Origin of the sequence: Mesorhizobium sp. WSM4935 (genome assembly GCF_029625735.1) — a bacterium.
GTDB lineage: Bacteria > Pseudomonadota > Alphaproteobacteria > Rhizobiales > Rhizobiaceae > Mesorhizobium.
The window spans coordinates 596,558-612,061 of the sequence record NZ_JARTVR010000003.1 but is presented as its reverse complement, the minus strand read 5'-3'; the positions used below and the strand labels follow the sequence as shown (position 1 = coordinate 612,061).

General features: G+C 63.8%; 15 protein-coding genes and 1 pseudogene. 8 read left to right on the top strand and 8 right to left on the bottom strand.

What is annotated here, in order from left to right; genetic code table 11:
• Positions 1 to 66: 66 nt before the first annotated feature.
• Positions 67 to 447, top strand: a complete 381-nt coding sequence (sufA, locus tag P9273_RS11030; RefSeq protein WP_278048915.1) for a Fe-S cluster assembly scaffold SufA — start codon at positions 67 to 69, stop codon at positions 445 to 447.
• A gap of 20 nt (positions 448 to 467) precedes the next feature.
• Here sufA and P9273_RS11025 read toward each other — a convergent pair whose 3' ends face one another.
• Both P9273_RS11025 and P9273_RS11020 read right to left on the bottom strand, forming a co-directional pair.
• Positions 468 to 926, bottom strand: coding sequence for a RidA family protein (locus P9273_RS11025; RefSeq protein ID WP_095765180.1), 459 nt, complete (start codon positions 924 to 926; stop codon positions 468 to 470).
• Between the two features lie 74 nt (positions 927 to 1,000).
• Complete coding sequence (locus P9273_RS11020; RefSeq protein WP_278048914.1) at positions 1,001 to 1,498, bottom strand: GFA family protein; 498 nt, start codon at positions 1,496 to 1,498, stop codon at positions 1,001 to 1,003.
• Between the two features lie 89 nt (positions 1,499 to 1,587).
• Between P9273_RS11020 and P9273_RS11015 the strand changes: the two genes are divergently transcribed.
• Positions 1,588 to 1,911, top strand: a complete 324-nt coding sequence (locus tag P9273_RS11015) for a TfoX/Sxy family protein (RefSeq protein ID WP_278048913.1) — start codon at positions 1,588 to 1,590, stop codon at positions 1,909 to 1,911.
• Positions 1,912 to 2,117: 206 nt separating this feature from the next.
• Here P9273_RS11015 and P9273_RS11010 read toward each other — a convergent pair whose 3' ends face one another.
• Both P9273_RS11010 and P9273_RS11005 read right to left on the bottom strand, forming a co-directional pair.
• Positions 2,118 to 3,035 (bottom strand): pseudouridine-5'-phosphate glycosidase, encoded by a 918-nt coding sequence (locus P9273_RS11010; RefSeq protein WP_278048912.1) that lies wholly within the window; start codon positions 3,033 to 3,035, stop codon positions 2,118 to 2,120.
• A gap of 39 nt (positions 3,036 to 3,074) precedes the next feature.
• Positions 3,075 to 4,013, bottom strand: a complete 939-nt coding sequence (locus P9273_RS11005) for a carbohydrate kinase family protein (RefSeq protein ID WP_278048911.1) — start codon at positions 4,011 to 4,013, stop codon at positions 3,075 to 3,077.
• A 282-nt stretch (positions 4,014 to 4,295) separates the two neighbouring features.
• On the opposite strand from P9273_RS11005, the gene recA reads away from it, so the two are divergent.
• Positions 4,296 to 5,393 (top strand): recombinase RecA, encoded by a 1,098-nt coding sequence (gene recA / locus P9273_RS11000; RefSeq protein WP_040981289.1) that lies wholly within the window; start codon positions 4,296 to 4,298, stop codon positions 5,391 to 5,393.
• A 428-nt stretch (positions 5,394 to 5,821) separates the two neighbouring features.
• Positions 5,822 to 8,491, top strand: a complete 2,670-nt coding sequence (gene alaS, locus P9273_RS10995; RefSeq protein WP_278048910.1) for an alanine--tRNA ligase — start codon at positions 5,822 to 5,824, stop codon at positions 8,489 to 8,491.
• 69 nt (positions 8,492 to 8,560) lie between these two features.
• Here the strand turns inward: alaS and P9273_RS10990 are convergent.
• A pseudogene (locus P9273_RS10990) lies at positions 8,561 to 9,186 on the bottom strand (glutathione S-transferase family protein).
• 74 nt (positions 9,187 to 9,260) lie between these two features.
• Complete coding sequence (locus tag P9273_RS10985; RefSeq protein WP_278048909.1) at positions 9,261 to 10,472, bottom strand: NADP-dependent isocitrate dehydrogenase; 1,212 nt, start codon at positions 10,470 to 10,472, stop codon at positions 9,261 to 9,263.
• Positions 10,473 to 10,680: 208 nt separating this feature from the next.
• Here P9273_RS10985 and P9273_RS10980 point away from each other — a divergent pair, with 208 nt between their 5' ends.
• From P9273_RS10980 to murI, 3 genes are all read left to right on the top strand, one after another.
• A complete protein-coding gene (locus tag P9273_RS10980; RefSeq protein WP_278048908.1) occupies positions 10,681 to 11,529 on the top strand; it encodes an RNA methyltransferase in 849 nt (282 codons plus the stop codon).
• Between the two features lie 80 nt (positions 11,530 to 11,609).
• On the top strand, positions 11,610 to 12,209 hold the full coding sequence (locus P9273_RS10975) for a hypothetical protein (protein ID WP_278048907.1): 600 nt from the start codon (positions 11,610 to 11,612) through the stop codon (positions 12,207 to 12,209).
• 289 nt (positions 12,210 to 12,498) lie between these two features.
• Entirely contained in the window at positions 12,499 to 13,299 is an 801-nt protein-coding gene (gene murI, locus P9273_RS10970) for a glutamate racemase (RefSeq protein WP_040995630.1), read from the top strand.
• 3 nt (positions 13,300 to 13,302) lie between these two features.
• Here murI and P9273_RS10965 read toward each other — a convergent pair whose 3' ends face one another.
• Entirely contained in the window at positions 13,303 to 14,694 is a 1,392-nt protein-coding gene (locus P9273_RS10965; RefSeq protein WP_278048906.1) for an RNB domain-containing ribonuclease, read from the bottom strand.
• Between the two features lie 149 nt (positions 14,695 to 14,843).
• Between P9273_RS10965 and P9273_RS10960 the strand changes: the two genes are divergently transcribed.
• Positions 14,844 to 15,026, top strand: coding sequence for a DUF3008 family protein (locus tag P9273_RS10960; protein ID WP_040981273.1), 183 nt, complete (start codon positions 14,844 to 14,846; stop codon positions 15,024 to 15,026).
• A gap of 83 nt (positions 15,027 to 15,109) precedes the next feature.
• Here the strand turns inward: P9273_RS10960 and P9273_RS10955 are convergent, their stop codons facing one another.
• Entirely contained in the window at positions 15,110 to 15,301 is a 192-nt protein-coding gene (locus P9273_RS10955) for a hypothetical protein (protein WP_278048905.1), read from the bottom strand.
• Positions 15,302 to 15,504 lie beyond the last annotated feature (203 nt).

Sequence of the window (15,504 nt, the reverse complement as noted above, 5' to 3'; positions counted from 1 at the left end):
CTTCACCATTTTAGGTGAGAATCATTCGGCAGGCCTTGAACCTGCATGGAATGGAGAAGGAAAAGCATGGGACGCTTCGCCGTCATCACGATGACCGACAAGGCCGCCGACCGCGTGCGCGAGATCGTCGCCACGCGCGAGAACGCGCATGGCATCCGCCTCGGCATCAAGAAGGGCGGCTGCGCCGGCATGGAATACACGATCGATCTGGTGACCGAGCCCAATCCCAAGGATGATCATATCGAGCGTGACGGCGCGCATGTCTATGTTGCGCCGGAAGCCGCGCTCTTCCTGTTCGGCACCGAGATGGATTTCGAGCAGACGACGCTGCGCACCGGCTTCACCTTCAAGAATCCGAACCAGAGCTCGGCCTGCGGTTGCGGCGAATCCGTCGAATTGAAGCCCGCCGACCTCAAGGCGCTTGCCGAGGCGCGCGCCTCGGCCTGACCAGCTCGCGGCGCTTCGGCTCAGTCCGGCAACGCCGCGATGACGACAAGCTCGACAACAAGATCAGGCTGCGCCAGGGCGGCGACCCCGATCACCTCCGATGGCGGCGGATTGTTGTAACTGCAGTGCTTCGGGCAATGTTCGGCGAAGAATTCATCCAACACGTCCAGACGAAAATTGGGTGAGCTGAGAACGCCGCCGGAAGGAAAAGGCCCTTTGACGTAGAACGTCACCTTGACCAGGTGATCGAGCGAGCTGCCAAGTTCCTCCAGGTCCGACTTGATGTTCGCAAGGATTTCGCGCCACTGCGTTGCCGCGTCGCCGACAGCGCCGCCCTGGTGCTTCGACGGATCGTAGTCGTCGACTGTGGCGGTGTTGCCGGACAGAAAAACATATCCCTTCGCGTCCGAGACGACCGTGCCCTTGCCCCAGGGCATCAAACGATCGCCTTTGAATTTCTTGTGCGTCGTGAGGTTCATTTGGGCCTCCTGCCAAGCTTTTGTTTGACGCAATTCCGGACGGAAAACCGCTGCGCACTTTTCCTGGAATTGCTCTAATCCACCCACATCCCCGTCCGCTTGTGCCAGTCGGCGATCGATTCCTCCGGATAGACGTCGAACACCTTGTCTTGTCTGCCGACCACCGGCTCGACCCAGTTCGCCTTGTATTTCAGCATCAGATGCACCTTTTCCGTTGGCGTCGGCAGGTCGGTGTCGATCGCCGAGGCGAAGGGATGCACAAGCTCCGGCCAGGTCGGGTCGTAGAGCCAGAGGGCCGCGCCGCATTTGCGGCAGAAGTTGCGCTCGCCTGTCGAGACCTCGCAATGCGGGTGCTCGTCGTCCTCGATCTCGGCGCGATAGACGCCGAGGCTGCGCTTGCCCCTGATGGTCATCGTCCGGTAATCGGCGCCGAGGTTGATGGCAAAACCGCCGCCGCCCTGCTGCTTGCGGCAGATCGAGCAGTAGCAGAGCATAAACGGCACCGGCGTGTGGCTCTCCACCTCGAAGCGAACGGCGCCGCAGCGGCAGGAGCCTTTGAGCAGGACGGGCATGGCGGGAACTCCGTTTCCAGGTCTCAACCTGTCAGCATGGTTTTGGTTGCGGCGATGACAAGGCCGATCCCGGATGAGATGATCGCGGCATGGACAATGCCCGCCTTGAAGAATTGTTCGAAAGCCTTGGCCCGATCGGCATCCGCAAGCTGTTCGGTGGCAAGGGCATTTATTGCGACGGCGTCATCGTCGCGGTCATCGTGCGCGACGAACTGATGGTGAAGGCGGATGAGGAGAGCATTCCCGACTTCGAAGCCGCTGGGTGCAAGCAATGGACTTATACCGGCTCACGCCACGGCAAGGAGGTGGCGATGCCCTATTGGACCGTTCCCGACGAGGCGTTCGACGATCCCGATGAGATGGCCGTCTGGGCGCGGCGGGCCTATGAGGCGGGAAGACGGGCGGGGAAGTGATTGGTCCGCTGTCGAAACACTTGTGAAGGGCACGTCGAGGCCGTCCCCTCATCCGGCCGCTTCGCGGCCACCTTCTCCCCGGTGGGGAGAAGAGGTAGGCGCCGGCGCCGGCAAGCTCCTCTCCCCTTGGGGAGAGGTCGGATTGCCCCGAATTGCCCTTGCAATTCGGTCTTGGCAATCCGGGTGAGGGGCCTTCGCCTCGTGCCCTACAGCGCCTTCGCGATCTCCGCCGCCAGCCTCGCATTGTTCTCGACCAGCGCGATGTTGGTCTTGAGACTCCGGCCGCCGGTCAGTTCGAGGATCTTCGACAACAGGAACGGCGTCACCGCCTTCCCGGTGACATTCTGCGCCTCGGCGGCTTTCTGGGCGGCTTCGATATAGCCGGCCATTTCATCAGCCGGAATTTCGTCGTTCTGCGGCACGGGATTGGCGATGAGGATGCCGCCGCCCAAGCCAAGCGCCTGGCGGGTGCGGTAGAAATGCGCGATGTCCTCAGGCGCCTGCAGCGTCAGCGGCGCGCGGAAGGGCGACTCCCTCGACCAGAAGGCGGGCATGGTCTCGCAGCCATGGCCGATGACCGGCACGCCGCGCGTTTCCAGCACTTCCAGTGTCTTTTCGATATCGAGGATCGCCTTGGCACCGGCCGAGACGACGATGACGGGCGTGCGCGCCAGCTCGTCGAGATCGGCCGAGATATCGAAACTTTTTTCGGCGCCCTTGTGGACGCCGCCGATGCCGCCGGTGGCGAAGACTTTTATGCCGGCCATATGCGCGGCGATCATGGTGGCCGCCACCGTGGTGCCGCCGGTGCGCTTTTGAGCGACCGCAAAGCCGAGATCGGCGCGCGACAGCTTCATGGCGTCACCGATCATCGCGAGCGATTCGCGTTCGCCGTCGGACAGGCCGATCTTGATGCGGCCGTCGACCACGGCGATCGTCGCCGGCACCGCGCCGCCATCGATGATGATCTGCTCGACCCTGGCCGCCATCGCGCCATTGTCGGGGTAGGGCATGCCATGGGTGATGATGGTCGATTCCAGCGCCACCACGGGCCGGCCGGTGGCAAGCGCCTCCGCCACGGGCGGATGGATGTCAATAAAGGGGCGAGCGGTTTCCGGCGTCATATCTGTCTCCGACAAGGAGGAAGTGGATGGTGGGTGGCCCTATGCCACCTCCCGCGCCTCCGGCACAAGGGCAAGCGCCTGCGTGAAGTTGGCGATCGTGAAGGATGGCACGGCCTCCGGACTCTCTATGGCGAGCATTGCCGCCGCCACGCCCTCCCGCAGCGCTGCGCGCAAAGGAAGGCCGCGCAGCAGGGCGGCGACCGTCGCGCCGGTCAAGGCGTCGCCGGCGCCGGTCACGTCGGCGACCCGGCGCGGCGCAGGCGGGTCGATTTCGAAGATGCCGGCGTCGTCGAAGCCCAGCACCGGGGCACTGCCGGCGGTGACAACGCCGGCGTTCAGGCCAACCTGTCTGAGCGCGTCGACAAGGGTTTTGCCCGACATTTCGGCGCCGACCAGGGCGGCGGCTTCGCGGCGGTTCATGAAAAGCAGCGACAGTTCATCGAGCAGCGGCGTCAGCCGGACGACCTTGGCCGGCGAGACGGCAATGGCGAAGACCGGACGGCCGCCGGCCAGCGCCACCAGGCGCTCCAGCGCAGCCGTCGGCAGGTTGGCGTCGCACAGGATCGCGTCGGCCGCGGCGATCGCCTCGCGCACCTTGGCGCGGCGGATCTGTTTCGGGAAGGCGAGGTCATAGAGCGCCATATCGGCCAGCCCGACGATCAATTCGCCGTCGGCGTCGATCAGCGCCGTGTAGCTCGGCGTCGTGCGGTCGAGGAACACGACCGAGAGGTCCGTTATTCCGGCGCTGTCGATCGCCGAGGCGACCGTTTCGGCCGCCGCGTCGCCGCCGCGCACCGAGATCAGCGAGGCCGAGACGCCACGCTTCACCACGCTGCGCAACGCGTTGAAAACGACGCCGCCGACATCCTCGCGCATCATGCCGGGGTTGGAAGCGGCGGGCACATAAGTGCCAGAGACCTGGCCGCGCCGGTCGATATGGGCGCCGCCCAGGGCCAGGATAGTTGGGGATGTCGGCATTTCGGGTCGGTGACTTTCGTTGATCGTGCGGCTGCGCACACTAGGTTTCCCCGGGTCACCCTGCAATCGGGGGCGCGATTCGGGATGGCCGGATATCGAAATCTCTTCTGGACCAGCGGTTGTGCTCCGCACCAGCCCTGGTGAGACAAAAATAGAACAAATCGAGATATTGATTATTTTTCAGATGTTTGTTGCCTCTTGCCAGACGAGAACAAAAAAGGTACAAACCGGCAAGGATCACGGATTGTCCGGCCTTCATTGACGACCACGGGGTGATGTATCATGGCTCAGAATACTTTGCGGCTTGTAGAGGATAAGGCAGTGGACAAATCAAAGGCTCTGGATGCGGCGCTGTCGCAAATCGAGCGCGCGTTCGGCAAGGGCTCGATCATGCGGCTCGGCGCCAATGAGCAGGCGGTCGAGATCGAAACCGTGCCGACCGGCTCGCTCGGCCTCGATATCGCGCTCGGCGTCGGCGGCCTGCCGCGCGGCCGTATCGTCGAGATCTACGGGCCGGAAAGCTCGGGCAAGACGACGCTGGCGCTGCACACGGTGGCGGAAGCGCAGAAGAAGGGCGGCATCTGCGCCTTCGTCGATGCCGAGCACGCGCTCGATCCGGTCTATGCCCGCAAGCTCGGCGTCGACCTGGAAAACCTCCTGATCTCGCAGCCCGACACCGGCGAGCAGGCGCTGGAAATCTGCGACACGCTGGTGCGTTCGGGCGCCATCGACGTGCTGGTCGTCGATTCGGTCGCGGCGCTGACCCCGCGCGCTGAAATCGAAGGCGAGATGGGCGATGCGCTGCCCGGTCTCCAGGCTCGTCTGATGAGCCAGGCGCTGCGCAAGCTGACCGCCTCGATCTCGCGCTCCAACACCATGGTCATCTTCATCAACCAGATCCGCATGAAGATCGGCGTCATGTTCGGTTCGCCCGAGACGACCACGGGCGGCAACGCGCTGAAATTCTACGCCTCGGTGCGCCTCGACATCCGCCGCATCGGCTCGGTCAAGGACCGCGACGAGGTCGTCGGCAACCAGACCCGCGTCAAAGTGGTCAAGAACAAGCTGGCCCCACCCTTCAAGGTGGTCGAGTTCGACATCATGTATGGCGAGGGCGTGTCCAAGACCGGCGAGCTCGTCGATCTCGGGGTCAAGGCGGGCGTGGTCGAGAAGTCGGGCGCCTGGTTCTCCTATAATTCGCAGCGTCTCGGCCAGGGTCGCGAGAATGCAAAGCTGTTCCTGCGCGACAACCCCGACACGGCGCGCGAGATCGAGATGGCGCTTCGGCAGAATGCCGGGCTGATCGCCGAGAAATTCCTCGAGAATGGCGGCTCCGAAGGTGGGGACGACGGTTTCGAGGACGAAGCCGGCGCCATGTAGGGCCGGTTCCAGGCGCAGCGGTTTCCTGTCGCGGACTGAGCGGAAGCAATTCGTCGGCTTAGCCGGAGTTCGGCCACAATCCTGGTTTATTGGGTTGTGCTTATGTAATCGAGTTCTTGAGTACTGCGTACCCGAACCGCCGGCCTTCGCGCCGGCGGTTTGCTTTTTGGGACGATGCTGAGCCCGCCACTCGCTTGCCGATTGGCCCAAGGCGCATCGCGCTGCGTAAATTCAGGCGATGCGGCTTTGGTCTTTGTTTATGCATGTCGTTTTGCCAAAACCGCTCGCGCACTTTTGGGCGACATGGCTGTTTCCGTGTTTCTGGACAGGCTCAAGAGCTATCGCTAAAAGGCCCATCTATCTTCTGAAATACCAAAGCCCATTTGCCGCCGGCCGGGCCGGCGGTTCTTGCGAAAAGGCAGTATGCAATGAGTGGCGTGAACGACATCCGGTCGACATTCCTCGACTACTTCCGCAAGGAGGGCCACGAGATCGTCGCCTCGAGCCCGCTGGTGCCGCGCAACGATCCGACGCTGATGTTCACCAACGCCGGCATGGTGCAGTTCAAGAACGTCTTCACCGGCCTGGAGAAGCGCCCCTATTCGCGCGCCGCGACGGCGCAGAAGAGCGTGCGCGCCGGCGGCAAGCACAACGACCTCGACAATGTCGGCTACACCGCGCGCCATCTCACCTTCTTCGAGATGCTCGGCAATTTCTCGTTCGGCGACTATTTCAAGGAGCGCGCGATCGAGCTTGCCTGGAACCTGATCACCAAGGAATTCGGCCTGCCGAAGGACAAGCTTCTGGTCACCGTCTATCACACCGACGACGAGGCGGCCGGCTACTGGAAGAAGATCGCCGGCTTCTCGGACGATCGTATCATCCGCATTGCCACCTCCGACAATTTCTGGGCGATGGGCGACACCGGGCCCTGTGGCCCGTGTTCGGAGATATTCATCGACCGCGGCGAGCATATCTGGGGCGGCCCGCCCGGCAGCCCGGAAGAGGATGGCGACCGGTTCCTGGAATTCTGGAATCTGGTGTTCATGCAATATGAGCAGGTGACGAAGGAAGAGCGCATCGACTTGCCGCGTCCCTCGATCGACACGGGCATGGGCCTGGAACGCATGGCCTCGATCTTGCAGGGCGTCGAAAGCGTTTTCGAGACCGACCTTTTCAAGCATCTGATCGATGCGACGTGCTCGGCGCTCGGGCACGGTCACAACCAGGAGAATGCAGCATCCTTCCGCGTCATCGCCGATCACCTGCGCTCATCCTCTTTCCTCGTGGCCGACGGCGTGCTGCCCTCCAATGAGGGGCGCGGCTATGTGCTGCGCCGCATCATGCGCCGCGCCATGCGCCACGCGCAGCTGCTCGGCGCCAAGGAGCCTTTGATGTGGCAGCTGGTGCCGGCGCTGGTGCGCGAGATGGGCCAGGCCTATCCCGAGCTGGTGCGCGGCGAGGCGCTGATCACAGAGACGCTGAAGCTCGAGGAGACACGTTTCCGCAAGACGCTGGTGCGCGGCCTCGGCCTGCTTTCGGATGCGACCGAGACGCTCAAGGCCGGCGACATGCTGGATGGCGAGACGGCCTTCAAGCTCTACGACACCTATGGCTTTCCGCTCGATCTGACGCAGGACGCGCTGCGCCAGCGCAGCATATCGGTCGATATCGCCGGCTTTACCGACGCGATGGAGCGGCAGAAGGCGGAGGCGCGCGCGCATTGGGCGGGCTCGGGCGAAGCCGCGACCGAAACCGTCTGGTTCTCCGTGCGCGAAAAGACGGGCGCGACCGAGTTCCTCGGCTACGAGACTGAAGCTGCGGAAGGCATCGTCCAGGCGCTGGTCAAGGACGGCAAGACGATCGACAGCGCCGGCCAGGGCGACGCGGTCGCCGTGGTCGTCAACCAGACGCCCTTCTATGGCGAATCCGGCGGCCAGATGGGCGACACCGGCGTGATCTCCGGCGAGGGCTTCTCGATCGAGATTTCCGACACGCAGAAGAAGGCCGACGGTCTGTTCGTGCATCTCGGCAAGGTGGCCAAAGGCACGGTCAAGACGGGTGCGGCGGTCGAGCTCAAGGTCGATCATGCCCGCCGCTCGAAGCTGCGCGCCAACCATTCCGCGACGCATCTCATCCACGAGGCGCTGCGCGAGGTGCTGGGCACCCACGTGGCGCAGAAGGGCTCGCTGGTCGCACCTGACCGGCTGCGTTTCGACATTTCGCACAATAAGCCGATCTCAGCGGACGAGCTCGAAGAGGTCGAGCGCATGGCGAACGAGATCGTCGTGCAGAACAGCCCGGTGACGACGCGCCTGATGTCGGTCGACGATGCCATCGCCGAAGGCGCCATGGCGCTGTTCGGCGAGAAATACGGCGACGAGGTCCGCGTGGTGTCGATGGGTACGGGCTTGCATGGCGCCAAGGCCAATCGGCCCTATTCGGTCGAGCTCTGCGGCGGCACGCATGTGAAGTCGACCGGCGATATCGGCTTGGTGCGCATCCTGTCGGACAGCGCGGTGGCGGCCGGCGTGCGCCGCATCGAGGCGCTGACCGGCGAGGCGGCGCGCAAGCATCTGGACGAGCAGGACAGGCGGCTGAAGGCCGCGGCGGCGACCTTGAAGATATCGCCGGCAGACGTGCCGGCACGCGTCGAGGCGCTGCTCGATGAGCGCAAGAAGCTCGAAAAGGAGCTTACGGAAGCGCGCAAGAAGCTGGCGCTTGGCGCCGGCCCGGCCGTATCCGACGCTCCGCCCACCAGCGAGACCGTCGCGGGCGTCGGTTTCCTTGGCAAGGCGGTTAGCGGCGTGGCGCCGAAGGACCTGAAGCCCCTGGCCGATGCCGGCAAGAAAACGCTCGGCTCCGGCGTGGTGGTCTTTGTCGGCGCCGGCGAGGACAACAAGGCAAGCGTGGTCGTCGCCGTCACCGACGACCTGACCGGCCGCTTCAGCGCCATCGATCTGGTGCGCGTCGCGTCCGCTGCGCTTGGCGGGCAGGGCGGCGGCGGCCGGCCCGACATGGCGCAGGCCGGCGGCCCCGACGCCTCCAAGGCCGATGATGCCATCGCGGCGGTGAGGGCGGCTCTGGAGGCGGCGTAGGTCGCGGGCTAATTTATCGAAACGTCGGCGGGACAGAGAGGGCGCTGTCCCGCGGTCTTTTCAATACTGTCAGCTCACCTTCTCGGTAAGCGCAAAGCTCGGGCGAGCGGCGATGCGCGCATACCAATCTTTGATCTCCACGAACCGCGCCAGCAGATCGCGTCCTTCCGCGACCTTGAGGAAATAGGCGATGATCGGCGCCGCGTGCAGGTCGGCCAGCGTCAGTTGCTCGCCAAGCAGCCACGGGCCTTGTGCTTTCAGCGATCTCAGCACCTTGAGCACCGTTTCCGCTTGACCGAGCCCGCGGCGATCAGCGCCTCATCGGGCGGCGCCCCCTCCAACCGCTCCACGGCCACGTCCCAGACCATGGCGCGATAACCATAGGCGTCGAGCATGCCGATGATCTGGCCCATCCTGGCGCGGCCGCGGGCGTCGGCCGGCTGCAGCGCCGGACCCTCGAAAGCCTCGTCGACATAGCGCGCAATGGCACCGGTCTCGAACAGACGAAAACCGTCATGCTCGAAGGCCGGGATGCGGCCGAACGGATGATGTTCGAGATACCAGGCCGGAATGCCTTCGGCGGCAAAGATGTCGAGAGGGACGAGGTCGTAGCCGACGCTCTTTTCCTCCAGCACCATCCGCGCGATGCGGACATAGACGCTGTAGTCGGCGCCGTAGAGGGTTGGCTTGGCCATCGCTTCGCTCTTTCGGTTACCCTAGAAAAAACGAAGGCTCCGTACGGAGCCTTCGTTATTACCGGGATTTCGTTTTACCCCATGGCCTTCTGTAGGTTCTCGTCAATCTTGTCGAGGAAGCCGGTGGTCGAGAGCCATGGCTGGTCGGGACCGATCAGCAGCGACAGGTCCTTGGTCATGAAGCCGGCCTCGACCGTCTGGATGCAGACCTTCTCCAGCGTCTCGGCGAAGCGCTTCAGTTCGGCATTATCGTCGAGCTTGGCGCGGTGGGCGAGGCCGCGCGTCCAGGCGAAGATCGAGGCGATCGAATTGGTCGAGGTTTCCTCGCCCTTCTGGTGCTGGCGGTAGTGGCGGGTGACGGTGCCGTGCGCGGCTTCGGCCTCCACCGTCTTGCCATCCGGCGTCATCAGCACCGAGGTCATCAGGCCGAGCGAACCAAAACCTTGCGCCACGGTATCGGACTGCACGTCGCCGTCATAATTCTTGCAGGCCCAGACATAGCCGCCTGACCATTTCAGGCTGGAAGCAACCATGTCGTCGATCAGGCGGTGCTCGTACCAGAGTTTCCGTGCCTTGAATTCGGCCTCGAATTCCTTCTCGTAGACTTCCTGGAAGATGTCCTTGAAGCGGCCGTCATAGGCCTTGAGGATGGTGTTCTTGGTCGACAGATAGACCGGGAAGTTGCGCAGCAGGCCGTAGTTCAGCGAGGCGCGGGCGAACTCGCGGATCGACTCGTCGAGATTGTACATGGCCATGGCCACGCCTGCGCCCGGAGCGTCATAGACGTCGTGCTCGATCACCTGGCCGTCCTCGCCGACGAACTTGATCGTCAGCTTGCCCTTGCCGGGGAAGCGGAAGTCGGTGGCGCGGTACTGGTCGCCGAAGGCATGACGGCCGACGACGATCGGCTTGGTCCAGCCCGGCACCAGGCGCGGCACGTTTTTCATGATGATCGGCTCGCGGAAGATGGTGCCGCCGAGGATGTTGCGGATGGTGCCGTTGGGCGACTTCCACATCTTCTTCAGCTTGAATTCCTCGACGCGCGCCTCGTCGGGGGTGATCGTCGCGCATTTCACGCCGACGCCGTGTTTCTTGATCGCGTTGGCCGAGTCGATCGTCACCTGGTCGTTGGTGTCGTCGCGGTTCTCGATGCCGAGATCGTAATATTCAAGCTTCAGGTCGAGATAAGGATGGATCAGCTTGTCCTTGATGAACTGCCAGATGATGCGGGTCATCTCGTCGCCGTCGAGCTCGACGACCGGGTTCGCCACCTTGATCTTCGCCATGGAAAGAATGCCTCGTTGCTGGGGATCTGAACGGCCTTGCCCGCATGGTTTCGGCCGGGGATGCGGGAGCGTATATCAAAGGCTTTTTCAGCGCGCAAACCGCGATCCTCGCCGGGCCGAACAGGTGCCGCTGTCGTGAATGCTTCATTTTCCGGCCCGGATGTGGCAGGGGACGCCGAAACGCCGCAAACCCCGGTTAGTCATAGCCATGCCAGCCATCGAAGACACAACCAAAACCGCTTCCGCCGGACCGGCGATCATCCTGGTCGAGCCGCAACTCGGCGAGAATATCGGCATGGTCGCGCGGGCCATGGCGAATTTCGGCTTGTCCGAGCTCAGGCTGGTCAACCCGCGCGACGGTTGGCCGAGCGAGAAGGCACGCGCGGCCGCCAGCCGCGCCGACCACGTCATCGACGCCACCAGGGTCTTCGACAATCTGACCTCGGCGGTTGCCGACCTGAACTTCGTCTTCGCCACGACGGCGCGCGAGCGCGACGGCTTCAAGCCGGTGCGCGGGCCGGTGGAGGCGGGCAGGGCGCTGAGAGCGCGCAACGAGGCGGGCCAGCGCACCGGCATCCTGTTCGGGCGCGAGCGCTTCGGTCTCTATAATGACGAGGTCGGGCTCGCCGACGAGATCGTCACCTTCCCGGTCGATCCCGGCTTCTCCTCGCTCAACATCGCGCAAGCGGTGCTGTTGATGTCCTATGAATGGATGAAGTCCGGCCTCGCCGACGAGACGCAGACCAATTTCTCCGGGCCGGAGCTGGTGCCGGCGACCAAGGAGCAACTGCACAGCCTGTTCGCCTATCTGGAAAACGCGCTTGAAGCGCGCGGCTATTTCCGCCCTGAGGAAAAGAAGCCGAAGATGGTCGACAATCTGCGCGCCGTGCTGACGCGCGCGGGCTTCGCCGAACCCGAGCTCAAAGTCCTGCGCGGCATCATCTCCTCGCTCGACCGGTTCTCGCCGGCCATGCCGCGCGGCGACGGCTCGCCCGGAGACGATCCGAGACGATTGCCGGCCGGCGCGCGCGGTCGCGCCAAAGACGAAGAAAGTTAAAATCGATAAGCTATGAGCATTTGAAGTAACTGAATTTTATTCGGTGGTGCGTCATCCTTGCTGTAATAGTGGGGTGGCACATGTTCACGTCCAATATTGGTCGGCTGCGCTTTTTCCTTTACTCTCTCGGTCTTGCCGTCGCCGAAACCGTGGTGATCGTCATCTGCATTGTCAGCACGATCGGCTTCGAAGGGCTGATCAATTCGGGGCCTGGTCCGGCGCGGCAAGGCATGGCGGGCGCCGTCCTCGTCGCCTCGCTCATCTTTGTCGCGCTGCGCGGCAACATCGCCTCGCGCCGCACCCGCGACGCCAACGGGCGTCGCTGGATCCTGTGGGCCTACATCGCCCTCTCGGCGGTGTACGCTCTTTTGCAGGCAGGCGTGCTTCTGGTCGTCAAATTCGACGATCCCGAGAGCATTCCGGGTGGACTGAACCTGCTCGCGCTTTCGATATTCGGCCTCTGGTGCACGATCCTCTGGGCGAAACCCATCGCCGGCAGCAATATCGACGAATTGACGGATGTTTTCGACTTTGACGGCCCCCTGCCGGCACCGGCGCGCGCCGGACGCACCGCTGCGCCGGCCGCTCCACGCGCCGCGGTCTCATCCGCACGCATTCCGCCCGCGCCGCAGCCTTTCGGCAGGCCGCGCCCCGCCGGCTTCGGCAAGCGCGGGATATGAGCGAGCCTCAGAGCCCGATGATTTCAGTCGAATCGACCTGAACTCTGGGTCCGGGTCCAATCCAAGAGATGGAGCATGGTGTCGTCCGAGAACCGCTCCACACCTTTCGCGATATTGCTCTGGCGACTGCGCAAAAGCTGCTCGCATTCGCCTCTTCAAGACCACGATCATTCGCGATAGAAGCGCGGTCGATCCAATTCTGGATCGGATGCTTCTCTTTGTTTTGACGCAGTTCCGGACGGAAAACCGTTTCACACTTTTCCTGGAATTGCTCTGTGGCCGGATGACGATGAGCGATCGATCAAGCCAACGCCCGATCCTGATGTTCGATTCCGGCGTCGGCGGGCTGACCGTGCTGCGCGAGGCGCGCGTGCTGATGCCCGACCGCCGCTTCGTCTATGTTGCCGACGACGCGGCTTTTCCTTACGGCGCCTGGGAAGAGCCGGCGCTCAAGGATCACATCCTCGCGCTGTTCGGCAAATTGCTCGACCGCCTGCAGCCGGCGATCTCGGTCATCGCCTGCAACACAGCCTCGACGCTGGTGATCGACGCGTTGCGCGAGACATTTCCCGGCCACCTTTTTGTCGGTACCGTGCCAGCGATCAAGCCCGCCGCCGAACGCACCCGGTCAGGCCTGGTATCGGTGTTGGCGACGCCCGGCACCGTGAAGCGCCAGTACACGCGTGACCTGATCAGCAAATGGGCGCAGAAATGCCATGTGCGCCTGGTCGGCAGCGATAGGCTGGCCGGGCTGGCCGAGATCTATATGCGCCAGGGTTTCGTCGACGAGGAAGCGGTGCGCGCCGAAATCGCGCCCTGCTTCATCGAGCGCGACGGCAACCGCACCGATATCGTCGTGCTCGCCTGCACGCATTACCCGTTTCTGGTCAACCGCATGCGCAAGACCGCGCCCTGGCCGGTCGACTGGATCGATCCCGCCGAGGCGATCGCGCGGCGCGCCATGTCGCTCATCGATCCTGTCGGCGAAACCTTGGGCGAGAGCGAGCCCGATCTGGCCGTCTTCACTTCGGGTAAGGTGGATTTTGCCGTGAGGCGGCTGATCCAAGGCTTTGGCCTTACCGCGCGCTAGCGCTCAAACCGGCGGAGCGGGCTCGAAGACGATGCTGCGCTGATCCGGATCGGCGGAGACCAGCTTTAGTGGGAGACTATCGCCCTGCCTGAGCCCGGCGGCCTTCACATTGGCGACGACAGGCATGTCGGCAAGCTGCACCCGCACGCCATGATCGACGATATCGGTGACGACGGCCTTGAACGTTTCCCCCTCATGTCCCTTGAGCATGACCGCCTCGGCCAGATCGATGGCCGCGTGGCTGATCTGCGACGCACGGGCATCGGCACGCCCCATCACCTTCGGCAATCTGGCGAAGGCGTCGGTGACCGCCTGCGGCACAGGCTGGCCGTTGGCGATTGCCAGCGCGCAGCGAACGACGTAGCGGTCGGCCAGCCGCCGGAGCGGCGCGGTGGCATGCGCATAGGTCGCGGCCATCGCCTCATGCCAAGGAATGATGCCTTCCCGATAGGGCTGGTAGGACGCGCCATTGCCCGCGCGGCGGATTTCCAGCATCAGCGCCGCCTGTCGCGGATCGGCCGGATCGAGCGTGCGCTGGTAGTCGCGCAGGCTGGTGGATGCCGGCCAGGACAGGCCGAGCGCCTGTGCCGCGTTGCGCAGCCTCTGCACCTTGGAGACATCCGGCCCCGACATCACCCGGAACAGCCCGGTCTTGTGCACCAGCATGGCATCGGCGATCGCCATATTGGCGGCCAGCGAAAGCGCGGCGTTGTCCTGCTCGGATTGCAACAACGGTCTGAACGAAAGCCGGAACGTGCCGTCGGCGAGCCTTTCCACCTCCTGCTCGGGCGGGTCGACGCGCGAAGCGCCGCGCCGCTCTTCGTTCATCGCCATGCGCCGCGCCAGTTCCGCGAAACCGGCGGGAACATCCGAAGCCTTGACGCTGTCATAGGCGAGCTTGGCGCGGCTTTGAATGATGGCGCGCTCCGCGCTATCCAATTTCACCGCGCCGTCTCCGGCAATCCGGATCGTGAAGATGACCGCAGGACGCGGCCCATCGGGCAACAGGCTCGCCGCAGCCTCGGCAAGCAGGGGTGGGTAGAGACCGGCCTTGCCGTCGGGCAAGTAAAACGTCTCGCCCCGGTTCCAGGCTTCGAGGTCAATCGCGTCGCCGTCCTCGACGAACCAGGCCACGTCGGCAATGGCGTAATGCAAGAGAAGATCGCCGCCGCTGGCGTCGATCGAGAAGGCCTGGTCGAGATCCGTGGAACTCGCCGGATCGAGCGTGACGAAAGGCATCGCCGTGCGATCGACATGCTGGCCGGGCATACGCCTGGCAGCCGCCTGCGCCGCGGCCGCCACCTCCGGCGGAAATCCATCCGGCACGTGGAATTCGGTTCGGATTTTCGCGAGGCCGGTGGAGAGTGCCTGTGCGGGATCGGTCAGCGATTTCATGCTGCCGTCCTACACTGGCGCTCCGGACGCGGGAAGGCTGCCAAGGAAAATCGCCCGGGTCGGCGACTTACCGATGCCGAGGGGCCGAGTCGCTGACGTTGGAACCGCCGCAGAGGCCCCGCGTTTTTCCCGCAGCAAAGGAGACGGCCATGCCCGCTACATCGCAAGCCCAGCAAAAGGCCGCCGGCGCGGCACTTTCCGCCAAGCGTGGCGAGATCAAGAAAAGCGAGCTCAAGGGGGCGTCGCGCGAGATGTACGATTCCATGAGCGAGAAGCAGCTCGAGGAATTCGCCGAGACCAAACGCAAGGGCCTGCCCAGCAAGAAGTCATAAATCGCGAGATCGGATGAAAAAAGCCCGCGATGCCGTCCGCGGGCTTCGTCTGGATAAGGCCAGGCAGTCAGCTAGCGGCGCCATCAGCAGTGCCGCGTCTTGTAGCGGACGACATGGCGGTGCCCGTGGCGCCACACGACTCTTTTCTTCACCACGACGCGGCACACCTGCTTGTGGCCATGCCAATGCCTGGCCATGGCCGGCTCAGGCGTCATGACCGCCATCGACCCGGCCAATACGGCGGCTCCGGTCAGGGTAAGGAAGAATTTCTTCATGGGAATTCGGACTCCTCTGCTCCAGTCCCTTCGTCAATGCAGGGCGTTGTGTCCTAAGACGCCGCATCCGCCCCGATGCCGGTGTGCAACTTTGCGCCACACCCAGCGCCGCATGCAACGCAGGGATGATATCGGGTTGGCGTCGGCGCCGCCAGCCACAAGCTTGACAGCGGTTAAATCTGTGTTTAACAGGCCCACCAACA